This window comes from Delftia sp. WSY_22 (assembly GCF_043104185.1).
GTDB lineage: Bacteria > Pseudomonadota > Gammaproteobacteria > Burkholderiales > Burkholderiaceae_C > Comamonas > Comamonas tsuruhatensis.
This window is the reverse complement of sequence record NZ_JBICKN010000057.1, coordinates 245,315-265,429: the sequence shown is the minus strand read 5'-3', so window position 1 is coordinate 265,429 and position 20,115 is coordinate 245,315. Positions and strand designations below refer to the sequence as shown.

The window sequence follows — 20,115 nt, the reverse complement described above, 5'->3', positions numbered from 1 at the left end:
GGCATTGAGCATGTGGCAAAACATCATCGTGGGCGTGATCGTGGTGGTGGCGGCCGTGTCCCTGGTCTGGCGCTACCTGCCGGCGCGTTGGCGGCTGAAGGCCGGTCAGCTGCATCCGTCGCTGGCGCCCAAGGACGGGGGAGGCTGCGGCGGCTGCAGCGCCTGCGGCGGAGACAGCTGCGCACCGGGCAGGCGCCAGCCATAGCGCCAGATCGGTCGACAGGCCGGTCGCCGGGCCTCCGGCCGGTTGCACGCTCAGGCAGCGGCCAGCCAGATGCGGGCGCCGTCATCCAGCGCAGGCAGGCCATGCGCCAGGCGCGCAGCGTTGCAGCGGTCCGTGCCCATCTCGAATTCCCGGCAGGTCGATGAGCGCTGCTCGTAGATGCTGCATGCCACCTGTTCGCCGCAGCGGCCCGTGAGGGCCGTGCAGCGCACGGGGCGGCGCTCGGTGCCGTTCATGCGCCAGCGGTTGCCGTGGACCTCATGGGCCAGTTCATCGGGAACGGTGCCGCCCATGGAGCGCAGCTCGTAGACGGAAAATTCGACACGGAAGTGTTCGCAGCAGACGCCGCAGTTCAGGCAGGGATGCAGGGCTTCGGACATGGAAGTTCTTCTTCGGGAGACAGCAGGGCACGCACAGGCTTGCCGCGCCCGGTGCCCGGGGCGGCGCATAAGGCTGGGAAGAGGGGGTGCGGCCCTAGGTATGGCCCTGGAGGAACTTCAGATAGAAGGTGTGGATGCGCACGAACAGCGCACGCACCCGGGCCGCGAAATGCCGGCGCGGCCCGAAGAAGGAGGGCACGCGCGTATGGCGTGCAATGTGCGGATGGCGCAATGCGCAGCCGCCCAACGGAAACACCGCCTGGGGGCGCTTGGCCTGCAGGCGGTGTCTGGAGTGTTCGTGGCTCAGGTGCATGGGTGTGAGGGAATGCGCCTGGGCCAAAGGAGTGGGCGTGATCAGCCCGGCTGGCGGCCCAGCAGCAGGTACTCCATCAGTGCCTTTTGCACGTGCATCCGGTTCTCTGCCTCATCCCAGACCACGGACTGCGGCCCGTCGATGACCTCGGCCTGCACTTCCTCGCCACGGTGGGCGGGCAGGCAGTGCATGAACAGGGCGTCGGCACGCGCGGCGGCCATCATCTCGGCATCCACGCACCAGTCGGCGAAGGCCTTCTTGCGGGCCTCGTTCTCGGCCTCGTAGCCCATGCTGGTCCACACGTCGGTGGTCACCAGGTCGGCGCCCTTGCAGGCATCCAGCGGGTCCTTGAAGACCTTGTAGCAGCCCTCGCGCGGCGCCTTGCCGCCAAAGGCCAGCTTCTCGTCCACCTCGTACCCGCCCGGCGTGCTGACGTGGACGGTGAAGCCCAGCAGGTCGGCCGCCTGCAGCCAGGTGTTGGCCATGTTGTTGCCGTCGCCGACCCAGGCGACGGTCTTGCCCTGGATCGAGCCGCGGTGCTCGATGAAGGTGAAGATGTCGGCCAGGATCTGGCAGGGGTGGAACTCGTTGGTCAGGCCGTTGATGACGGGTACGCGCGAGTACTCGGCAAAGCGCACGATCTTGTCCTGGCCGTAGGTGCGGATCATCACCAGGTCGGTCATGCGGCTGATGACGCGCGCGCTGTCCTCGATGGGCTCGGCGCGGCCCAGCTGGCTGTCGCCCGTGGTCAGGTGGACCACCGAGCCGCCGAGCTGGTACATGCCGGCCTCGAAGCTCACGCGGGTGCGCGTGCTGGCCTTCTCGAAGATCATGGCCAGCGTGCGGTCGCTGAGCGTGTGGTGCTTTTCGTAGTTCTTGAACTTCTTCTTGATCAGGGCCGCGCGCTCGAGCACATAGGCGTACTCGTCGGCCGTGAAGTCGGAAAACTGCAGATAGTGCTTGATGGCAGTCATAGGCAGGTCCTCATTCGGACAGGAATTGCACGATCAGGGGCTTGAGCTTGGCGACCACTTCGTCGGCCTCGGCCTCGGTCATGATCAGCGGCGGCACCAGGCGCACCACGGTGTCGGCGGTCACGCTGAACAGCAGGCCGGCTTCGGCGCCACGGCCCAGCAGGGCGCCGCAGGGCTTGTTCAGCTCGATGCCGATGATCAGGCCCTGGCCGCGAACATCGACCACGCCCTTGACGTCGGCCAGCTCCTTTTGCAGCGTGGACTTCAGGCGGTCTCCCACCTTGGTGGCATGGGCCAGCAGGCCGTCTTCTTCCATGATGCGGATGGTTTCGATGCCCGCACGCATGGCCAGCGGATTGCCGCCGAAGGTGGAGCCGTGGTTGCCCGGCTGCAGCACGGTGGCCGCCTTGCCGTGGGCGACGACGGCGCCGATGGGCACGCCCGAGCCCAGGCCCTTGGCCAGGGTCATCACGTCGGGGACGATGCCGGCCCACTGGTGGGCGAACCACTTGCCCGTGCGGCCCATGCCTGCCTGGACTTCGTCGAACATCATCAGCCAGCCATTGGCATCGCACAGAGCGCGCACCTGCTGCATGTACTCGATGCGCATGGGGTGCAGGCCGCCTTCGCCCTGGATGGGCTCCATCATCACGGCCACCACGTCGGGGTTGTCGGCCGTGGCCTGTTGCAGCGCTTCGAAGTCATTGACCGGCACGCGCAGGAAGCCGTCGAGCAGCGGGCCGAAGCCGTCGCGCACCTTGGGGTTGCCCGTGGCCGTCATGGTGGCGATGGAGCGGCCGTGGAAGGCATGCTCGTAGACCACGATCACCGGCTTGGCGATGCCCTTGTCCACGCCGTACTTGCGCGCGATCTTGATGGCGGCCTCGTTGGCCTCCAGGCCCGTGCTGCAGAAGAAGACATTGGTCATCTTCGCGCGCTCGGTCAGCAGCTTGGCCAGCGTTTCCTGGCCGGGCACATGGTAGTAGTTGGAGGTGTGGATGAGCTTGGCCACCTGGTCCTGCAGCGCAGGCACCAGCTTGGGGTGGTTGTGGCCCAGCGTATTCACGGCAATGCCGCCCAGCGCATCGAGGTACTGCTTGCCGTTGACGTCCCACACGCGGCAGCCCTGGCCTCGCTCCAGAGCGATCGGTACGCGGCCATAGGTGTTCATCACGTGGGACGAGGCAGCCTCGATGAAAGCGGTCATTGCAAAAATCTCCTGAGCTGGAAAGTAAACGGCATCCGGGCGTTGCCGCCGCAGATGCCTGAAAAACAGCGAAGCCCGATTCTAGGGGCCGCGCAATGGCCTACCGTTGCGGTTTGCGCATCACAGCCATGCAATGAACCTACGCCACACTTGGTTAGTGCGCTGCACAACGGTCCAGCTCTTATATAAGAGATAAAATGCCCGCTTGGCCTGCCGGCAGCGATCCTGTCTGCGGGCTCTGACTTTTTTGAAGGACTTGCGCAAACAGGAAGTGGCAAGGTGCTGGGCCCCTTGGCAAGCCGCCTGTTTTGCTCCTTGTTGCGCAAGTCGTATTTTGGTGCGCATCCTGATGGTCTCTCCCTCCAGCAAAGAACTGTTCATCCAGGGCATCACCCACGAAGGCAAGACTTTCCGGCCCAGCGACTGGGCCGAGCGGCTGGCAGGCGTCATGAGCCAGTTCCGCCCCGGTGGTGCCCAGCGCGGCAGCCACCTGAGCTACTCGCCCTGGTGTGTTCCCACAACGCTCAACGGCGTCAAGTGCGTGGTCGTGCATCGCGACCTGCGCGACTACGAGCCCATGGCCTGGGATTTCTGCCTGAATTTCGCCAAGGACAACAACCTGCAGGTTGCCGAAGCCTGCCTGATACCGGACGAGCCGGCCCGCTGAGGCCGGCTTCTTTTTTTGCGGGGCCGGTTCCCGCCCGATGTGAAGCGCGCCTGGGGTGCGTTTTTTTTCGGCTGCGCTTTGCTGGAGCCGGGCTTTTCCTTCGGTGCGATTGCCGATGGCGGCGCTTTTGTCCAGGCACAAAAAAACCGCCCGAAGGCGGTTTTCTCGTTCGCTGACAGCGCACCCGTTACAAACGGCAGATGGCCGGGGCCATCCGTGCGGTTGCCTAAGTGGATTAGGCGGCGGGGGCTGCCAGGGCCTTGACCTTGGCGGACAGGCGGCTCTTGTCGCGAGCGGCCTTGTTCTTGTGGAAGATGCCCTTGTCGGCGATCGTGTCCAGAACGGATTGGGCTGCGGCAAACAGTTCGGTTGCCTTGGCCTTGTCGCCAGTCAGAACGGCCTTCTCGACCTTCTTGACGGCGGTGCGGTACTTGGAACGCAGCGAAGTGTTGGCTGCGTTGAGCTTGACGTCCTGGCGGGCGCGCTTGCGGCCGGATGCCAGGCGGGGGTTCTTCTTTACGGGCTTGGATGCCATGATATGTATTCCTAGTGTCTGAGGATGTTGTCGGCGAAGCGCGGGATTATAGCATGCAGTCCCTCCAGGGCCTGTGGGCCCCAGGCCGCGCAATCGGGCCTGTTGCAACGGAGTGCAAGAGCCGTCCGGCCCGCCCGGGCACGCAGCTCCGATGGCCGTGCCAGCGCATACACTCCCCACGGTGTCACTGTTCAAAGCCGCCTCCACCGTTTCCCTGCTGACGCTGGCCTCCCGTATCACCGGGCTGGTGCGCGATCTGCTCATGGCCTCCATGTTCGGAGCCAATGCGCTGACCGATGCGTTCAATGTCGCGTTCAGGATTCCCAATCTCTTCCGGCGCCTGTTCGCCGAAGGCGCCTTCAGCCAGGCCTTCGTGCCGGTGCTGGCCGCCAGCAAGGCCAAGGAGGGGGAGGAGGCCACGCGCAGGCTGATCTCCCATGTGGCCACGCTGCTGTTCTGGGTGCTGCTCGTGACCTGCGTGCTGGGCGTGGTCGGCGCGCCGCTGCTGGTCTGGCTGCTGGCCAGCGGCCTGCGCCAGTCGCCCGAAGGCTATGACGCAGCCGTGCTGATGACGCGCTGGATGTTCCCCTACATCGGCTTCATGTCGCTGGTGGCGCTGTCGTCCGGCGTGCTCAATACCTGGCGGCGCTTTGCCGTCTCGGCCGCCACGCCCGTGCTGCTGAACCTGGCCATGATTGCCGCCGCCTTCTGGGGTGCACCCTGGCTGCAGGCGCGCGGCATAGAGCCCATCTATGCCATGGCCGGCGGTGTGATGCTGGGCGGCGTGCTGCAGCTGGCGGTACAGCTGCCGGCGCTGGCAGGCCTGGGCCTGCTGCCGCGCATCGGGTTTTCTCCAGCTGCCTTGCGCCAGGCCTGGCAAGAGGCCGGCGTGCGCCGCATCCTCAGGCTGATGGCGCCGGCGCTGCTGGGCGTGGGCGTGGCCCAGGTCTCGCTGATGATCAATACCCAGATCGCCTCCTATCTGCAGCCGGGCAGCGTGACCTGGCTGTTCTATGCTGACCGGCTCATGGAGTTTCCGACGGCGCTGCTGGGCGTGGCGCTGGGCGTGGTGCTCACGCCCCAACTGGCCGCGGCCAAGGCGGCCGACGACTCGGAGCGCTACTCGGCCATGCTGGACTGGGGGCTGCGCCTGGTGGTGCTGTTTTCCGTGCCCTGCGCGGTGGGGCTGCTCACTTTCGCCGAGCCGCTCGTGGCCACGCTGTTCCACCGTGGCGCGCTGCAGGACAGCGATGTGGGCCAGATCGCGCTGGCGCTGGTGGGCTACGGCGCCGGCCTGGTGGGCCTGGTGGCCATCAAGGTGCTGGCGCCCGGCTACTACGCAAGCCAGGACATCCGCACGCCCGTCAAGATCGCCATCGTGGTGCTGATCATCACCCAGCTGCTCAACCTGGTGCTGGTGCCCTTCATGGCGCATACGGGTCTGGCGCTGTCCATCGGCCTGGCGGCCCTGGTCAATGCGGGCTGGCTGCTGTGGGGGCTGCTGCGCCGGGGCGTCTACCGTCCCAAGCCCGGCTGGGGGCGGCTGGCCTTGCAGGTGATTGCGGCCAGCAGTCTGCTGGCCGTGCTGCTGACCTGGGGAAGCCAGCATTTCGACTGGATTGCGCTGCGTGCCAACGGATGGCAGCGCGTGGGCCTGCTTGCCGGCCTGATGGCGGCCTCGGCCCTGCTGTACTTTGGCGCGCTGTGGGCGGCCGGGCTCAAGCTGCGGGCACTGCTGCGGCGCTAGCCCGAACCCGCATAATTGCAGGCCTGGGCGCTGCAAATTCACAAGGCATCATGAGCTGGAGCTACGACGACACGCCAACGGCCCTGCAATACTTTGCAGCGCTGGTGCAAAGCGATGAACACCTGCCGCTGATGGAGGCGGCAATCAGCATCGCCCAGGATGCCGTGCCCGATCTCGACCTGCAGGCGGCCAGCGCCGAACTGGACCGGCTGCAGGTGCGCCTGGTCCAGCGCCTGGCTGGCGAAACCGATCCGCTGCAGTGCCTGCGCGGACTCAACCAGTTCTTCTACGGCGAGCTGGGCTTTGGCGGCAATCTCAACGACTACTACGACCCCGCCAACAGCTACATCCACCATGTGCTGCAGACGCGGCGCGGCATTCCCATCAGTGTGGCGCTGATCTGGCTGGAGCTGGCTGCGGCCATCGATCTGCCGGCGCAGGGCGTGAGCTTTCCCGGCCATTTCCTGGTCAAGATGCGCCTGCCCCAGGGGCAGGTGGTGATGGACCCGTTGAGTGGCGAGTCCTTTTCGGCCAACAGCCTGGCCGAGCGGCTGGAGCCCTTCTGGCAGAGCGCGGGCCTGTCGGCCGAAGAGGCCGCTCCGCTGGGCATGTACCTGCAGGGCGCCTCGCCGCGCGACGTTCTGGAGCGCATGCTGCGCAACCTGCAGGAGATCCACCATGCCCGGCGCGACTGGCCGCTGCTGGTGGCCGTGCTCAACCGGCTGGCCGTGCTGCGGCCCGACATGCCCGAGATCCTGCGGGACCGGGGGCTGGCCTATGCGCAATGGGGGGTGACCGAGCGTGCGCTTGAAGACCTGGAGCGCTTCCTGCAGTCCCAGCAGGGCGCGCAGGCCGTGGCCGTGCGCGAGGTGATCCGGCGGCTGAGAGGGCTGTAGCCGCCCGCGCGTGGGCTGATCAGACCAGCCGGACGGCTTCCAGCTCTTTCTTGAGATAGGCGTAGAACAGCGGAGCCGCCACCAGGCCTGCAGGGCCGAACACCGATTCGGCCACGAACATCACCGCCAGCAGCTCCCATACGCCCATGTGCGTGCGCTGGCCCACGACCTTGGCGTTGATCACGTACTCGGCCTTGTGGATCAGGATCAGAAAGCCCAGGCAGGCGGCGGCGGCCACAGGGGACACCGACAGGCCCACGATGGTGATCACCGCATTGCACAGCAGGTTGCCCACGATGGGCACCAGGCCTGCAATGAAGGTCAGCGTGATCAGGGCTGGCGTGTAGGGCAGGGTCAGGTTCCAGTGCGGCAGCACGCCCAGAAGGAAGATGGCCGTGAGAAAGGTATTGAAGGCCGCAATCCAGAACTGGGCCGCCACGATCTGGCGGAAGGCCAGTCCCATGAGCCGGATGCGCTCGCGCAGCGCTGCCACCAGGGGCGGGCGGCGCGTGACCATGGGCCGCACGGCGGCCAGGGCGCCGATGATCAGGCCCACGTAGGCATAGAGCAGGCCGGTGAGCCAGGCGCGGCCCGCATGGGCCAGGGCGCCGGCCTTGGCGGCCAGGTAGCTGGCCAGCAGGTGCTGGATTTCCTGTGCGCCGTCCGGCAGCTGGTCGGCCATGTCGGCCGGAAGCTTGTCACGCAGCTCCAGCACCGTATGCGCCAGATAGTCGAGCAGCTCGCGGTACTGCTGTGGCGCGTCGGTGATGTAGGTGCGCGTGTGCGACAGCGCGCCGCTGAGCAGGGCCAGCGGCGCAAGAATGACGATGGTGGCTGCCACCAGTTGCGTCCAGCGCGGCAGCGAGCCGCGCCGGGACTTGGGCTGGGCGCGTGACAGCAGCCCGGCAAGCGCGCGCGTGACCAGAAAGCCCACGCAGACGCACAGCATGCCCGGCAGCAGCCCCTGCCACATGATCAGCAGCAGGGCGCCGGCCATCAGCACATAGCTGGACAGCGTCACGCCGCGCGTGGGCGCGGGCTGCGGGGAGATGATGGGCGAGGGCAGGTGCTGGGTCATGCGCTGCGGGCCCGTGGTCAGCGGACCTCGACAGGCTCGCCCTCGCCGCGTGCGGCGATGCGTCCGATGGTGTGGACCGTCTCGCCCAGCTTCGCGAGCGTGGCGGCCGTGGCTTCGGCAGCCTCGGCGGGCACGACAACGACCATGCCGATGCCGTTGTTGAAGGTGCGGTTCATTTCCACGGCGTCGATGCCGGCCGTCTTCTGCAGCCAGGCGAACAGCTCGGTCTGGGGCCAGCTGCCGGCATCCAGGTGGGCGGCCAGGCCTTCGGGCAGCACGCGGGGGATGTTCTCCAGCAGGCCGCCGCCCGTGATGTGGGCCAGCGCCTTGATGGGGTGCTGCTCCAGCGCCGCCAGCACGTTCTTCACGTACAGGCGCGTGGGTTCCATGATGGCCTGCTTGAACGGCTTGCCGTCCAGCGTGTCGGGCAGGCTGCCCTGGCTTTCGGCGCGCTCAATGCACTTGCGCACCAGGGAGAAACCGTTGGAGTGCACGCCGGCCGAGGCCAGTCCCAGCACCACGTCGCCAGCAGCCACGCTCTGGCCCGTGAGGATCTTGGACTTTTCGACGGCGCCGACGGCAAAGCCGGCCAGATCGTATTCGCCGGCCGGGTACATGCCGGGCATTTCGGCGGTTTCACCGCCGATCAGTGCGCAGCCCGACAGCTCGCAGCCGCGCGCAATGCCGCCGACCACGGCAGCGGCCGTGTCCACGTCCAGCTTGCCGCAGGCGAAGTAGTCGAGGAAGAACAGGGGCTCGGCGCCCTGGACCAGCACGTCGTTGACGCTCATGGCCACCAGGTCGATGCCGACGGTGTCGTGCATGTTCCACTCGAAGGCCAGCTTGAGCTTGGTGCCCACGCCGTCGGTGCCCGAGACCAGCACGGGCTCCTTGTAGCGCTTGGGCACCTCGAACAGTGCGCCGAAGCCTCCGATGCCGGCCATCACGCCTTCGCGCATGGTCTTCTTGGCCAGCGGCTTGATGCGCTCGACCAGCGCGTCGCCAGCGACGATGTCGACGCCGGCGTCTTTGTAGGAGATCGGGGTAGAGGAGGGGGCAGAAGAGCTCATGGATGGGTACGGTGCGGTAGGCCCGAGGCCGGGCTGGAACCCCGGGATTCTACGGCGCCGGCCGCCGGCAGGCGCGCGCGCCAGTGGGCTTCGAGGGGGCTTTCGTTGCACAAGCGGGCCGGCTGCCGCCGTGCCGTGCGCCGCGCAGACTAAAATCCCTGTTGCGCCCGGGAACGCCCCGGCGTCGCCCGCCTTGCCGCAGCGCTGCGGCAGGGCGGGCCTGTCTTTGCTATCAACCCAATGCCGTTGCCGATTCCTTTGCCTGCTTTTGCCGCATGGACCCGCCTGGACACAGGAAAGGGGGCGCTGCGCGTATGTCGCAGATGAAGCAGCTGGCTCTGGATATCAGCATGGCGTCGAGCCCGACGCTGTCGCGCTTTTTCGTCGGCCCCAATGCCGCGGTGATCGATCATTTGCGCCATTGGGTGGGCGATGGCCGCATGCAGACGGCCCGCACGCCAGTGCCCACTTATCTTTGGGGCGAATCGGGCTCGGGCAAGACCCATCTGCTCAAGGCCGTGCGCGAGGCCCTGCGCGAGCAGGGTGCCATGGTGGGCTGGATGGATGCCTCCACCCTGTTTCCGCCGCCCTTCGACGAGCGCTGGGCGGCAGTGCTGATGGACGATGTGGACATCTACACTCCGCTGCAGCAGGCGCGGGCCTTCAACTGGTTTGTGAATGCGACGAGCCCGGCCACGGGCTCGCCGCGCTGGGTGCTGGGGGCCGGCCCGCTGCCGCCGGCAGACCTCAAGCTGCGCGAGGATCTGCGCACGCGGCTGGGCTGGGGCCATGTGTTCCAGCTGCAGCTGCTCGACGAAACCGCGCGCCGCGCGGTGCTGCGCCAGGAGGCCGATGCCCGTGGCGTTTTTCTGGGCGACGATGTGATGGACTACATGCTCAAGCGCTTCTCGCGTGACCTGGGCAGCCTGATGCAGCTGCTCGACATGCTCGACGGCTTTGCGCTGCGCAACAAGCGCGCCATCACCATTCCGTTGCTCAAGACGATGCTGGAAACCGAATGAGCCCGCATTTTCTTGTGGGCAGGGACTGCGGGAGCCGGCGGAGCCTGCGTTGCAAGGGCAGCGCGGGACCCATTTTTTTAGGATATGCATGACCTCTGATCAGAAGCAACTCCGGCCCCGGCTGGCGTTGTTCGACCTGGACCACACGCTGCTGCCGCTCGATTCGGACTATGAGTGGGGCGAGTTCACGACGCGCATCGGCTGGACCGATCCGGTCGAGTTCGGCCGCCGCAATGCCGAGTTCTTCGCGCACTACCAGGCGGGCACGCTCGACGTGCACGACTATGTGCGCTTTGCCACCGAGGCCTTCTGCGCCCGTGGCGCGCAGCAGGCCGCCGAGGCGCACGAGCGCTTCATGCGCGAGGTGATCACTCCCGCCATCCGTCCCCAGGCACTGGAGCTGCTGCGCACGCACCAGCAGGCGGGCGACCAGATCATCATCGTCACGGCCACCAACGAGTTCGTGACGCGCCCCATCGCCGCCGCCCTCGGCGTGCAGGAATTGATCGCGGTGGAACTGGAGCGCGACGCGCAGGGCTGGTTCACGGGCGAGATCCGTGGCACGCCCAGCATGCGCGGCGGCAAGGTGCAGCGCATGCAGCAGTGGCTGGATGCGCGCGGCCTGCAGTGGAGCGGCGTGGAGACCTTCTTCTACAGCGACTCCTGGAACGACGTTCCCCTGCTCGAGCGCGTGGACCACCCCGTGGCCACCAACCCCGACACTCGGCTGCGCGCCCTGGCCCAGGAACGTGGCTGGCGCATTCTGGACCTGTTTGGCGAAGCACCATGATCAAGAACATCATCGACAAGCTGCTGGGCAAGGCCTCGGCCGCCCCACGGGCGCGCAAGTCGCCCTTCGGCAAGCGCCAGGAGGTGCCCGTGCAGGTGCACGGCATCGATCCCAACCTGGTGGACCGGCGTGCCCTCGACGTGGTCGAGACGCTGCAGGACGCGGGCTACGAGGCCTACATCGTCGGCGGCGCCGTGCGCGACCTGCTGCTGGGCCTGCGCCCCAAGGACTTCGACGTGGCCACCAATGCCACGCCCGAGCAGGTCAAGGGCCTGTTCCGCCGCGCCTTCATCATCGGCAAGCGCTTTCGCATCGTGCACGTGGTCTATGGCCGCGGGCGCGAGAACGAGGTCATCGAAGTCTCCACCTTCCGCGCCTTCCTGGACAACAGCGCGGCCGAGGCCGTGAGCGGCAACGAGCGCACCAGCAAGGCCCAGCTCGCCGGCATGCACCATGCGGTGGACGCCAGCGGCCGCGTGCTGCGCGACAACGTCTGGGGTCCGCAGGACCAGGATGCCACGCGCCGCGACTTCACGATCAACGCCATGTACTACGACCCGCGCACGCAGATCGTGGTCGACTATCACAAGGGCATTGACGACGCCAAGAAGCGCATGCTGCGCATGATTGGCGACCCGGCCACGCGCTACCGTGAAGATCCGGTGCGCATCATCCGCGCCGTGCGCTTCGCCGCCAAGCTGGCGGGCAAGGGCTTCAAGCTCGAGCCCAAGACGGCCAAGCCCCTGGTGGAGTGCGAGCCGCTGCTGGCCGATGTGCCGCAAAGCCGCCTGTTCGATGAAATGCTCAAGCTGCTGCAGACCGGCCATGCGCTGGCTTCGGTGGAGCAATTGCGCGGCCTGGGCCTGGCGCGCGGCATCTACTCGCTGCTGGATGTGGTGGTCGAGCGTGCCGAGCAGCCCTTCGTGCAGGCCGCTCTGACCGATACCGATCGCCGTGTCGAGGAAGGCAAGCCCGTGGCGCCCAGCTTCCTGCTGGCCTGCGTGCTGTGGCATGACGTGAAGACCGGCTGGGAGCGCCGCCTGAACCAGCGTCAGCACCCGTTTCCCGCGCTGCAGGAATCCATCGACGAAGTGTTCGACCAGCGCATCGGCGATGTCTCGGGACGCGGCAAGCTGGCCGCCGACATGCGCGAGATCTGGGTCATGCAGCCGCGCTTCGACAAGCGCACGGGCGCCACGCCGTTCAGCCTGGTGGCCCAGCCGCGCTTTCGCGCGGGCTTCGATTTCATGCGGCTGCGCGCCGACATCGGCGAGGTCGAGGAAAGCCTGGCCAGCTGGTGGCAGGAGTTCCAGAATGCCGACGACGCGCGCCGCGACGACCTGATCGCCCAGGCGCGCGACGAGCAGCGCGCCCGCCAGCGCAGCGCCGAACCCAAGGTGCACCGCGTGCCCAAGGTCCGCCAGCCGCGCGATGGCGTGAACCTGGCGGAAGGCGTGCAGCCTGAGGATCCCGCACCGGCACAGGCTGGCGGCGAGGAGGCTGCAGCGCCCAAGAAGCGGCGGCGCCGCCGCCGCAAGCCCCAGGGCGGGGGCGATGGCGGCATGGGCGGCGATGACTGAGCCAGGCCACTGGGTCGCCATCGGCCTGGGCGCCAACCTCGGTGACTGCGGCCAGGCCCTGGGCCAGGCCTTGAAGGCCATCGGCGGCCTGACGGGCACGCGCCTGCTGGCCGTCTCCTCGCTCTACAGCACGGCGCCCATCGATTCCAGCGGTCCCGACTATCTGAACGCCGTGGCCGCTGTGCGCACCACGCTGCAGCCGCTGGCGCTGCTCGATGCGCTGCAGGCCATCGAACTGGCGGCCGGGCGCGAGCGCCCCTACCGCAATGCGCCGCGCACGCTGGACCTGGACATCGAGCTGTGGGGCGACGAGCGCATCGCACTGCCGCGCCTGAGCGTGCCGCACCCGCGCATGCACGAGCGCGCCTTCGTGCTCGTGCCGCTGGCCGAGATCGCGCCTGAGCGCGTCACGCCCGCGCAGCTGCAGGCCGTGGCGGGGCAGGGCATCTGCCTGGCGCACAAGCCTGGCTGGCATCTCCGGCAAGCCTGAATCCCGACAGTGGCCTGAATGAAAAAGCCGCAGCGCCCTGAGGGCGGCTGCGGCTTTTTGCCAGGCGGGACGCGATGGATCGGCTCAGTCCACCTTCGCTCCGGAGGCCTTGACGATGGCCTGGTACTTGGCGCGCTCGGCCGCCATGAACCTGTCGAACTCGGCGGGCGTGGAGGACACGGGCTCGGCCATCAGGGTCTCGAAGCGGGTCTTGGTCTCGGGCGCGGCCAGTGCGTCGGCAAAGGCCCGGCTCAGCTTGTCCAGCACGGGCTTGGGCGTGCCGGCCGGGGCGACCAGGCCCCACCAGGTATCGATGGCAAAGCCGGGGAAGGTCTTGGACAGCGCGGGCACGCCGGGCAGCAGCGTGGTGGGGTTCAGCGAGGTCACGGCCAGCGCCTTGAGCTTGCCCGAGCGGATATTGGGTGCAGCGGCAGCCAGGTTGTCGATGTTGAAGTCCACCTCGCCCGACAGCAGGGCCAGCTGGGCCGGGTTGGCGCCACGGTAGGGCACGTGCAGGGCGAAGATGCCGGCTTTTTGCTTGAGCATTTCGCCGGCCAGGTGGCCTGCGCTGCCGTTGCCGCCGCTGCCGTAGTTGAGCTTGCCGGGGTGGGACTTGGCGTAGGCGATCAGGTCGGCCACGCTGTGGATCTTGAGCTGCTCGGCACGGGCCGCATTCATCACCAGCACGTTGGGCACGCGCACCATCTGGGTGATGCCCGCGAAGTCCTTGCCCGCGTCGTAGGGCATCTTGGTGTACAGCCAGGGATTGACGGCATGGGTGGCCGTGGCGGCCAGGCCGATGGTCATGCCGTCCGGCGTGGCGCGGGCAATGGCGTCGGCGCCGATGTTGCCGCCGGCGCCGGCCTTGTTGTCGATGATTACCACCCCCAGGGAGTCACGCACCCGCTCGGCCAGCGCGCGCGCGGTGATGTCCAGCGGACCGCCGGGCGCATAGGGCACGATCAGGCGGATGGGCTCTTGCGCCAGGGCAAGCGGGGAGGCCAGGGCAGCAGCGGCCGCCATGACCGAGAGAAGGCTGTTTCTACGGTTCATAGGGGCGCTATTGTGCAAAAAAATTGCGACACCTGGCTGCGCGCAGGTATGGGAAGCAGTTTTTCTGCGTATTGCTTGATCCGTGCCACCTTCTGCGCACTCAGGAAGCCTTGTCGGCCTCGGAGGTGAACGCGTCCGCGTAGAACTCTTCCGCCGGCAGGCCGCGTTGCTCCACATAGGCATGGCGTGCCGAATCGACCACGATGGGCGCACCGCAGGCATAGACCTGATGGCCGGACAAGTTGGCAAAGTCGTCCAGCACGGCCTGGTGCACGAAGCCCGTGCGGCCGGTCCAGCCGTCTTCCGGCAGCGCGTCGGAGACCACGGGCACATAGCACAGCTGGGGCATGGCCTCGGCCTGCTCGCGCACCCAGGCGTCGAGGTAGAGGTCCTCGGGCCGGCGTCCTCCCCAGTACAGGGTGACGGAGCGGGTGATGCCCTTGTGGCGGATGTGCTCCAGCAGTGCCTTGATGGGGGCGAAGCCCGTTCCCGAAGCCAGGAAGATGAGGGGCTTGTCGCTGTCCTCGCGCAGGAAGAAGCTGCCGAACGGGCCCTCCACGCGCAGGATTTCCTTTTCCTTCATGGCGCCGAACACGTGGTCGGTGAACTTGCCGCCCGGCATGTGGCGGATGTGCAGCTCCAGCCCCGGTGCCGTGTCCTGCACATGGGGGGCCGTGGCCATGGAGTAGGCGCGGCGGGCGCCGTCGCGCAGGATGAATTCCACGTACTGGCCTGCGTGGTAGCGGAACTTGTCTGCAGCGGGCAGCTGCAGGCGCACCTGCATCACGTCGTGCGACTTCTTCTCCAGCGTGGCCACGCGCACGGGCATCTTCTTGATCGGGAAGGCGCTGGCATCGGTCACCTGGCGCGACTCCAGCACCACCGAGGTGCTGGGCGTGGCGCAGCAGGTCAGCACATAGCCGTCGGCCTCTTCCTGGGCGGTCAACGCTTTTTCCGAGTGGGCGCCATGGGTGACCTCGCCGAGCAGCTTCTTGCACTTGCAGGAGCCGCAGGCACCGTCCTTGCAGCCATAGGGCAGGCCCACGCCGCAGCGGATGGCGGCGGCCAGGATGGTCTCGCTGCCCTGCGTGGCGAAGGCGCGGCCGCTGGGCTGTACGGTGATTTCGTGGGAAGCGTTGGCTATCTCGGTCATGTTCTCGGTATCCTCGGGGGCGCTGGCGGCGTGTGGAGCGCGCCGGCGATCTTCTTTCCCGGACGGACATGCCGCTGCCGCGACCGGCGGCGCGCGGGTGGCCGCCCTCGCAACAGGCCAGGATTTTGCCCTCAAACCAAAACCCATTGGGTGCGCTGCCGGCGCGCTTTCGACGCGAACGCGTGCTCATCGTCGGCTGCGGCGACGTGGGGCTGCGCGTGGCTGGTGCATTGGCGGGCGCGCCCGTCGCCCGTTCGGGTGCCGCACGACGGGGCCCGCGCGTGCTGGCCCTGACGCGTGGCGCCGAGCGCCTGCAGGATCTGCGCGGGCGCGGCATCACGCCGCTGCTGGGCGATCTGGACGCGCCTGCCACGCTGCGCCGTCTGGCCGGCCTGGCCACGCGCGTCGTACATTTGGCGCCGCCGCCCAATCCGCCTGCCGGCGAAGATGGCTGGTGGCTGGACCCGCGCACCACGGCTTTGCTGCGCGTGCTGCGCCTTCGCGGCCGGCCGGCCTGCCTGGTCTATGGCTCGACCTCCGGCGTCTATGGCAACTGCGAGGGCGCCTGGATCGACGAAAGCCGCCCGCCCGCACCGGCCACGGCGCGTGCCCAGCGCCGCGTGAACGCCGAGCGAGCCGTGCGCTTTGCCGGGCGCGGCGGCCTGCGCGCCAGCATTCTGCGCATCCCGGGCATCTATGCGCCGGACCGGGAAAACGGCACGCCGCGCGGGCGCCTGCTGCGAGGGACACCCCTGCTGTGCGCCGCAGAGGATGTCTATACCAACCACATCCATGCCGACGACCTGGCCCGCGCCTGCGTGCGGGCGCTGTGGCTCGGCCGGCCGCAGCGCATCTACCACGCCAGCGACGATACGCAGCTGCGCATGGGCGACTACTTCGACCTTGCGGCCGATCTCTATGGACTGCCGCGCCCCGCACGCATCACGCGCGAGCAGGCGCAGCGCGAGCTGCCGGCCAGCCTGCTGAGCTTCATGGGGGAGTCACGCCGCCTGCGCAACCAGCGCCTGAAGGAGGAGCTGGGCCTGAGATTGCGCTACCCGACCGTGGAGCAGGGGCTGCGCGCCTGAATCAGCGCGGGTGGATGCCGCCGTTGGTGTCGTAGCAGCGGAACACGTTGCAGTGCGAGATGGGGGCCGAAGGCGGCAGCGGCTGCGGCGGCACGGGGCGTCCGACGATCCACGGCCGGTTGATGGCATTGGGCTGCAATGCGCGCGATTGCTGCAGCTGTTCATAGGCCTTGGGGCCCAGGCAGGCCATCTCCATCTGCTGCTGGGCGGCCTGGCTGCGCGGGCCCCAGGTGGCGGGATCGGGATTGGCCTCGGCCAGGATGGTGTCCAGGCGGCGGCGCGCCTGCTGGCAGGCCGGGGAGTCGCCGCCGTCGCGCTGGGCCGAGTTCTCGCGCTCGCGCCGGCTGCGTGCCTCGCGCTCTTGCTGCTGGGCACGCGTGCGGCGCTCGGCCTCTTCGCGGGCCAGTTGCTGGTTCTTGCGCTCTATGGCGGCGGCGGACTGCGCGCGCTCGCGCTCCAGCTCTTCGGGGCTGGGGGCTTCCTGCACCTGCACGCGGTTTTCGCCGTCCTTGCAACTGCTGTTGGTGTAGGTGACGCGGCCGGTCTTGGCGTCCGTGCAGCGGATGACCTGGGCCGAGGCCGGGCCTGCAGTGAGCGCCAGCACCAGCGGTACAAACATCGGTACAAACATCTGTACAAGCGCCGCCAGCGCCCAGCGCGCGGCCGCCGATGAACGGCGGCCGGTGTGGCCAAGGTCTTGGGTGCGGTGCATGGCGGTTTCCTTTCCCATCACAAGCGGCACAAGGATGTGGTGTATTGCCGATTATGGTGCGGCGCCCAGGGGCTGGAAATGCCGCCGGTCAGCCGTTCAGCGCCAGTGGCGCGGATCCTGGGTGGGGTAGGGGTTGCCGCCGCCCTGGCTTTCACGCTGCATGCGCTCGATGGCGCGTTGCTGCTGCTCCCGGTCCCGTTGCTGGCGTTCGCGCTCGCGCTGCTGCTGGCCCTGGTCGCGTTCGCGCTCCCGCTGCTGGCGCTCGGCTTCGCGGCGCTGCTGCTCCTGCATGCGCTCGCGCAACTGGCGGTCACGGTCCTGGGCCTGGCGGTCACGGTCCCGGTCGCGCTCGCGCTCGCGCATTTCACGCTCGCGTTGTTGGCGGTCACGCCAGGCATCGCGGTTGCGTTCCTGCTGGATGCGCTCGCGCTCGTACTGCAGGCGCTCACGTTCGCGCTGCAGGCGCTGGCGCTCGTACCAGCCGTTGTCCGGATAGGCGGGCTGCGTGGGATACGAGGGGTAGACGACGCCGCCCGACGGATAGCTGGGATAGGACGGGTAGCTGGGATAGCTGGGGTAGCCGGAGCCCATGTCCGAATAGCCATCGGGCGGCACGGCGCAGGCGGTGACCAGGGCTGCAAGGCCAAGGCCGGCCAGCAGGCGCAGGGGGCGCAGGCCAGGCTGCGGGCGCTGCTGCGTGGGGGAGGCGTTGGTTCGGGTCATGGTGTGGTGTCCGGGCAAAGGCGTGTTTCCTGTCTGGATCTCTTCATATGACGTTTGACAGGCCTCAATGGTTGACCTGGATCGTCCTGGCGAGGCAACGACGGCGACAGCGGGACTTCTATTTTGATAGCAATTGGTCCATGTACTGTAGGTGCTTCCAGATGAAATCCGCAGGCACAGCGCGCAATGGCTGCGGTCGCCCCGATCGCCGCAATGGCATCTGCGCGGGACTAGAATGGCCGCTGTCTTTGGCGGCGCGCAGTCCGTGCGCCGCAAAGCAGCGTTCTCAGGGCGGGGTGAAATTCCCCACCGGCGGTATCTGGATCTGTCTTTCGGCATGTGTCCAGCAGCCCGCGAGCGCCCGGCTAGCCGCAAGGCCGGCCGGGGTCAGCAGATCTGGTGAGATGCCAGAGCCGACGGTCACAGTCCGGATGAAAGAGATCGCGCAGCACCTGCATGGCAGGCGCCATGCCCATGGTTGTCCCATGGGCTGTGCCGCGCCATGCGGCGCCATGGCGCGCGCCCTGATTCATTTGTCTCATCTCGAAAGAGCACCATGAATCAGACTCCTGTCTCCTTGAACTTCTCCGCACACGGCACGGCCTCGGGCACGCCGTGGAAGGCCGTCGCGGGCCGCAGCCGCGTGGCCGTGATCTGCGCGAGCTGGCATACCGATGTCGTGCACCAGGCGCGCGACTCCATGGCGGCCGAGCTGCAGGCCCAGGGAGTGGCCGCGCAGAACATCAGCCACTTCAACGTGCCCGGCGCCTTCGAGATCCCGCTGCTGGCCAAGAAGCTGGCCGACAGCGGCCGTTTCGACGCGGTCATCGCCTGCGCGCTGGTGGTCAACGGCGGCATCTATCGCCACGAGTTCGTGTCCTCGGCCGTGATCGACGGCCTGATGCGCGTGCAGCTCGATACCGAAGTGCCGGTGTTCTCGGCCGTGCTCACGCCGCGCGATTTCCACGAACATGGCGACCATGTGGAGTTCTTCCGTGCCCACTTCGTGAAGAAGGGCGTGGAAGTGGCGCATGCCTGCCTGGCGGCGCTGGACCAGCTGGCGCAGGTACAGGCACTGGGCCAGGCGCGCGCGGCCTGAGCCGACCAGCCTCCCAGCACAGCTTTGGCTGGGGATGGATTCTCGTAAACACTGAGTTGGGGCCGAGTGTCGCGGTCCCGTCACGCGGCGTGACGCGCCATTGCCAAGCCGCGATGACGGGAATAACGTGACGGCCTGTTTCAACTGAGGAGTGCGCGATGAAGATGTCCCGGAAGTTGTGTATTGCGGCCGTCGTGGCCGGCATGGGTGGCGTGGCCATGGCCCAGGAGCAGGTGATCCGCATCGGCCACATCGGCCCCGTGTCCGGACCCCAGGCCAATTTCGGCAAGGACAACGAGAACGGCGTGCGCATGGCCATTGACGACCTCAATGCCAAGGGCATGGAGATCGCCGGCAAGAAGGTCAAGTTCCAGCTGGTGGCCGAAGACGATGTGGCCGATCCCAAGCAGGGCACGGCCGCTTCGCAGAAGCTGTGCGACGACAAGGTCGCCGGCGCCGTGGCCTTCCTCAACTCGGGCGTGGCCATCCCCTCGTCCAAGGTCTTCCAGGACTGCGGCATTCCCATGATCACGGGCGCGGCCACCAACCCCGACCTGACCAAGCCCGGCTGGAACACCACCTACCGCGTGATTGCCAATGACAACGCGCTGGGCGCGGCGCTGGCCAAGTACGCGGCCGAAACGCTCAAGCTCAAGACCGTGGCCATCATCGATGACCGCACGGCCTACGGCCAGGGCCTGGCCAATGTGTTCAAGAAGGATGCGGAAAAGCTGGGCGTGAAGGTCGTGGCCTCGGAGTTCACGAACGACAAGGCCACGGACTTCATGGCCATCCTGACCTCGATCAAGGCCAAGAAGCCCGAAGGCATCTTCTACGGCGGCATGTATGGCCAGGCTGGCCCCATGCTGCGCCAGATGGCCCAGCTGGGCATGAACGATGCCAAGTACTTCGGCGGCGACGGCCTGTGCGTGCCCGAGCTGGCCAAGGTGGCCGCCGGCGCCAAGCCGCTGGACAACGTGATCTGCGCCGACGGCGGCGCCTCGCTGGCCAAGATGCCTGGCGGCACGGAATGGAAGAAGCGCTACGACGCCAAGTACCCCGGCCAGTTCCAGGTCTACAGCCCGTACTTCTACGACGCCACCATGATGCTGGCCGACGCCATGAAGCGCGCCAACTCCTGGGACCCCAAGGTCTATATTCCCTTCCTGCAGAAGGCCGACTACTCGGGCGTGACCTCCAAGATCGCTTTCGAGAAGAACGGCGAGATGAAGAACCCTTCGTACACGCTGAGCGTGTTCAAGAACGGCCAGAAGACGGCCCTCGACTGAGAGCCTGTCCTCCCTTCGTTTTCATG

22 protein-coding genes and 1 riboswitch are annotated in these 20,115 nt (G+C 67.5%); of the genes, 11 read left to right on the top strand and 11 right to left on the bottom strand.

The features are described 5' to 3' along the window. Positions 1-10 precede the first annotated feature (10 nt). The gene (locus ACF8NF_RS25250; RefSeq protein WP_277849569.1) at positions 11-205 is read left to right on the top strand and encodes a hypothetical protein; all 195 of its coding nucleotides are present in this window, start codon (positions 11-13) and stop codon (positions 203-205) included. A gap of 50 nt (positions 206-255) precedes the next feature. On the opposite strand, the gene ACF8NF_RS25245 is transcribed toward ACF8NF_RS25250, so the two are convergent. From ACF8NF_RS25245 to ACF8NF_RS25230, 4 genes are all read right to left on the bottom strand, one after another. Beyond that, positions 256-603 carry a YkgJ family cysteine cluster protein gene (locus ACF8NF_RS25245; RefSeq protein ID WP_016448986.1) on the bottom strand — a complete coding sequence of 116 codons (348 nt, stop codon included), beginning with the start codon at positions 601-603 and terminating at the stop codon, positions 256-258. A 94-nt stretch (positions 604-697) separates the two neighbouring features. After that, a complete protein-coding gene (locus ACF8NF_RS25240; RefSeq protein WP_016448985.1) occupies positions 698-916 on the bottom strand; it encodes a hypothetical protein in 219 nt (72 codons plus the stop codon). A gap of 41 nt (positions 917-957) precedes the next feature. Further along, positions 958-1,890, bottom strand: a complete 933-nt coding sequence (gene argF / locus ACF8NF_RS25235; RefSeq protein ID WP_016448984.1) for an ornithine carbamoyltransferase — start codon at positions 1,888-1,890, stop codon at positions 958-960. A gap of 10 nt (positions 1,891-1,900) precedes the next feature. Beyond that, a complete protein-coding gene (locus tag ACF8NF_RS25230; protein ID WP_392451492.1) occupies positions 1,901-3,097 on the bottom strand; it encodes an aspartate aminotransferase family protein in 1,197 nt (398 codons plus the stop codon). 349 nt (positions 3,098-3,446) lie between these two features. Between ACF8NF_RS25230 and ACF8NF_RS25225 the strand changes: the two genes are divergently transcribed. Continuing rightward, positions 3,447-3,764 (top strand): DUF3579 domain-containing protein, encoded by a 318-nt coding sequence (locus ACF8NF_RS25225; protein WP_012204103.1) that lies wholly within the window; start codon positions 3,447-3,449, stop codon positions 3,762-3,764. A gap of 235 nt (positions 3,765-3,999) precedes the next feature. Here ACF8NF_RS25225 and rpsT read toward each other — a convergent pair whose 3' ends face one another. Continuing rightward, the gene (gene rpsT / locus ACF8NF_RS25220; protein ID WP_016448982.1) at positions 4,000-4,299 is read right to left on the bottom strand and encodes a 30S ribosomal protein S20; all 300 of its coding nucleotides are present in this window, start codon (positions 4,297-4,299) and stop codon (positions 4,000-4,002) included. 181 nt (positions 4,300-4,480) lie between these two features. On the opposite strand from rpsT, the gene murJ reads away from it, so the two are divergent. Both murJ and ACF8NF_RS25210 read left to right on the top strand, forming a co-directional pair. Next, a complete protein-coding gene (gene murJ / locus ACF8NF_RS25215; RefSeq protein WP_016452589.1) occupies positions 4,481-6,046 on the top strand; it encodes a murein biosynthesis integral membrane protein MurJ in 1,566 nt (521 codons plus the stop codon). Between the two features lie 50 nt (positions 6,047-6,096). Then, complete coding sequence (locus tag ACF8NF_RS25210) at positions 6,097-6,942, top strand: SirB1 family protein (protein WP_016448980.1); 846 nt, start codon at positions 6,097-6,099, stop codon at positions 6,940-6,942. 19 nt (positions 6,943-6,961) lie between these two features. Here ACF8NF_RS25210 and ACF8NF_RS25205 read toward each other — a convergent pair whose 3' ends face one another. Further along, the gene (locus ACF8NF_RS25205; protein ID WP_016448979.1) at positions 6,962-8,020 is read right to left on the bottom strand and encodes an AI-2E family transporter; all 1,059 of its coding nucleotides are present in this window, start codon (positions 8,018-8,020) and stop codon (positions 6,962-6,964) included. A gap of 17 nt (positions 8,021-8,037) precedes the next feature. Further along, positions 8,038-9,090, bottom strand: coding sequence for a phosphoribosylformylglycinamidine cyclo-ligase (gene purM, locus ACF8NF_RS25200; RefSeq protein WP_074921603.1), 1,053 nt, complete (start codon positions 9,088-9,090; stop codon positions 8,038-8,040). Positions 9,091-9,413: 323 nt separating this feature from the next. Between purM and hda the strand changes: the two genes are divergently transcribed. From hda to folK, 4 genes are all read left to right on the top strand, one after another. Continuing rightward, positions 9,414-10,112, top strand: a complete 699-nt coding sequence (gene hda / locus ACF8NF_RS25195; protein WP_026062235.1) for a DnaA regulatory inactivator Hda — start codon at positions 9,414-9,416, stop codon at positions 10,110-10,112. An 88-nt stretch (positions 10,113-10,200) separates the two neighbouring features. After that, positions 10,201-10,902, top strand: a complete 702-nt coding sequence (locus ACF8NF_RS25190) for an HAD family phosphatase (RefSeq protein WP_016448977.1) — start codon at positions 10,201-10,203, stop codon at positions 10,900-10,902. Further along, complete coding sequence (pcnB, locus tag ACF8NF_RS25185) at positions 10,899-12,482, top strand: polynucleotide adenylyltransferase PcnB (RefSeq protein WP_016452587.1); 1,584 nt, start codon at positions 10,899-10,901, stop codon at positions 12,480-12,482. Before ACF8NF_RS25190 ends, pcnB begins: the two co-directional genes overlap by 4 nt. Beyond that, positions 12,457-12,972 (top strand): 2-amino-4-hydroxy-6-hydroxymethyldihydropteridine diphosphokinase, encoded by a 516-nt coding sequence (gene folK, locus ACF8NF_RS25180; RefSeq protein ID WP_016452586.1) that lies wholly within the window; start codon positions 12,457-12,459, stop codon positions 12,970-12,972. The genes pcnB and folK overlap by 26 nt, the downstream gene beginning before the upstream one ends. Positions 12,973-13,056: 84 nt before the next feature. Here the strand turns inward: folK and ACF8NF_RS25175 are convergent, their stop codons facing one another. Next, complete coding sequence (locus tag ACF8NF_RS25175) at positions 13,057-14,025, bottom strand: tripartite tricarboxylate transporter substrate binding protein (RefSeq protein ID WP_026062233.1); 969 nt, start codon at positions 14,023-14,025, stop codon at positions 13,057-13,059. A gap of 100 nt (positions 14,026-14,125) precedes the next feature. After that, positions 14,126-15,178, bottom strand: coding sequence for a CDP-6-deoxy-delta-3,4-glucoseen reductase (locus ACF8NF_RS25170; RefSeq protein ID WP_016448973.1), 1,053 nt, complete (start codon positions 15,176-15,178; stop codon positions 14,126-14,128). Between the two features lie 68 nt (positions 15,179-15,246). Here ACF8NF_RS25170 and ACF8NF_RS25165 point away from each other — a divergent pair, with 68 nt between their 5' ends. Then, complete coding sequence (locus tag ACF8NF_RS25165) at positions 15,247-16,266, top strand: SDR family oxidoreductase (RefSeq protein ID WP_392451491.1); 1,020 nt, start codon at positions 15,247-15,249, stop codon at positions 16,264-16,266. 1 nt (position 16,267) lies between these two features. Here ACF8NF_RS25165 and ACF8NF_RS25160 read toward each other — a convergent pair whose 3' ends face one another. Together ACF8NF_RS25160 and ACF8NF_RS25155 are read right to left on the bottom strand one after the other, a co-directional pair. Further along, the gene (locus ACF8NF_RS25160; RefSeq protein ID WP_241150340.1) at positions 16,268-16,978 is read right to left on the bottom strand and encodes a DUF4124 domain-containing protein; all 711 of its coding nucleotides are present in this window, start codon (positions 16,976-16,978) and stop codon (positions 16,268-16,270) included. A gap of 96 nt (positions 16,979-17,074) precedes the next feature. After that, complete coding sequence (locus ACF8NF_RS25155) at positions 17,075-17,701, bottom strand: hypothetical protein (protein WP_392451490.1); 627 nt, start codon at positions 17,699-17,701, stop codon at positions 17,075-17,077. A 278-nt stretch (positions 17,702-17,979) separates the two neighbouring features. Continuing rightward, positions 17,980-18,148: riboswitch (FMN riboswitch) on the top strand. A gap of 109 nt (positions 18,149-18,257) precedes the next feature. Between ACF8NF_RS25155 and ACF8NF_RS25150 the strand changes: the two genes are divergently transcribed. Both ACF8NF_RS25150 and ACF8NF_RS25145 read left to right on the top strand, forming a co-directional pair. Then, positions 18,258-18,800: a 6,7-dimethyl-8-ribityllumazine synthase gene (locus tag ACF8NF_RS25150; protein WP_016448969.1), complete on the top strand. Its 543-nt coding sequence runs from the start codon at positions 18,258-18,260 to the stop codon at positions 18,798-18,800. A 158-nt stretch (positions 18,801-18,958) separates the two neighbouring features. After that, positions 18,959-20,089 (top strand): branched-chain amino acid ABC transporter substrate-binding protein, encoded by a 1,131-nt coding sequence (locus tag ACF8NF_RS25145; RefSeq protein WP_016448968.1) that lies wholly within the window; start codon positions 18,959-18,961, stop codon positions 20,087-20,089. Positions 20,090-20,115: the final 26 nt, after the last annotated feature.

What these genes read in the sequence shown, in the direction of transcription:
- ACF8NF_RS25250 (WP_277849569.1), top strand. Translation starts at nt 11, where the DNA reads ATGTGGCAAAACATCATCGTGGGCGTGATCGTGGTGGTGGCGGCCGTG.
- ACF8NF_RS25245 (WP_016448986.1), bottom strand. Translation starts at nt 603, where the DNA reads ATGTCCGAAGCCCTGCATCCCTGCCTGAACTGCGGCGTCTGCTGCGAA.
- ACF8NF_RS25240 (WP_016448985.1), bottom strand. Translation starts at nt 916, where the DNA reads ATGCACCTGAGCCACGAACACTCCAGACACCGCCTGCAGGCCAAGCGC.
- argF (WP_016448984.1), bottom strand. Translation starts at nt 1,890, where the DNA reads ATGACTGCCATCAAGCACTATCTGCAGTTTTCCGACTTCACGGCCGAC.
- ACF8NF_RS25230 (WP_392451492.1), bottom strand. Translation starts at nt 3,097, where the DNA reads ATGACCGCTTTCATCGAGGCTGCCTCGTCCCACGTGATGAACACCTAT.
- ACF8NF_RS25225 (WP_012204103.1), top strand. Translation starts at nt 3,447, where the DNA reads ATGGTCTCTCCCTCCAGCAAAGAACTGTTCATCCAGGGCATCACCCAC.
- rpsT (WP_016448982.1), bottom strand. Translation starts at nt 4,299, where the DNA reads ATGGCATCCAAGCCCGTAAAGAAGAACCCCCGCCTGGCATCCGGCCGC.
- ACF8NF_RS25210 (WP_016448980.1), top strand. Translation starts at nt 6,097, where the DNA reads ATGAGCTGGAGCTACGACGACACGCCAACGGCCCTGCAATACTTTGCA.
- ACF8NF_RS25205 (WP_016448979.1), bottom strand. Translation starts at nt 8,020, where the DNA reads ATGACCCAGCACCTGCCCTCGCCCATCATCTCCCCGCAGCCCGCGCCC.
- purM (WP_074921603.1), bottom strand. Translation starts at nt 9,090, where the DNA reads ATGAGCTCTTCTGCCCCCTCCTCTACCCCGATCTCCTACAAAGACGCC.
- hda (WP_026062235.1), top strand. Translation starts at nt 9,414, where the DNA reads ATGAAGCAGCTGGCTCTGGATATCAGCATGGCGTCGAGCCCGACGCTG.
- ACF8NF_RS25190 (WP_016448977.1), top strand. Translation starts at nt 10,201, where the DNA reads ATGACCTCTGATCAGAAGCAACTCCGGCCCCGGCTGGCGTTGTTCGAC.
- pcnB (WP_016452587.1), top strand. Translation starts at nt 10,899, where the DNA reads ATGATCAAGAACATCATCGACAAGCTGCTGGGCAAGGCCTCGGCCGCC.
- folK (WP_016452586.1), top strand. Translation starts at nt 12,457, where the DNA reads ATGGCGGCATGGGCGGCGATGACTGAGCCAGGCCACTGGGTCGCCATC.
- ACF8NF_RS25175 (WP_026062233.1), bottom strand. Translation starts at nt 14,025, where the DNA reads ATGAACCGTAGAAACAGCCTTCTCTCGGTCATGGCGGCCGCTGCTGCC.
- ACF8NF_RS25170 (WP_016448973.1), bottom strand. Translation starts at nt 15,178, where the DNA reads ATGACCGAGATAGCCAACGCTTCCCACGAAATCACCGTACAGCCCAGC.
- ACF8NF_RS25165 (WP_392451491.1), top strand. Translation starts at nt 15,247, where the DNA reads ATGCCGCTGCCGCGACCGGCGGCGCGCGGGTGGCCGCCCTCGCAACAG.
- ACF8NF_RS25160 (WP_241150340.1), bottom strand. Translation starts at nt 16,978, where the DNA reads ATGCACCGCACCCAAGACCTTGGCCACACCGGCCGCCGTTCATCGGCG.
- ACF8NF_RS25155 (WP_392451490.1), bottom strand. Translation starts at nt 17,701, where the DNA reads ATGACCCGAACCAACGCCTCCCCCACGCAGCAGCGCCCGCAGCCTGGC.
- ACF8NF_RS25150 (WP_016448969.1), top strand. Translation starts at nt 18,258, where the DNA reads ATGAATCAGACTCCTGTCTCCTTGAACTTCTCCGCACACGGCACGGCC.
- ACF8NF_RS25145 (WP_016448968.1), top strand. Translation starts at nt 18,959, where the DNA reads ATGAAGATGTCCCGGAAGTTGTGTATTGCGGCCGTCGTGGCCGGCATG.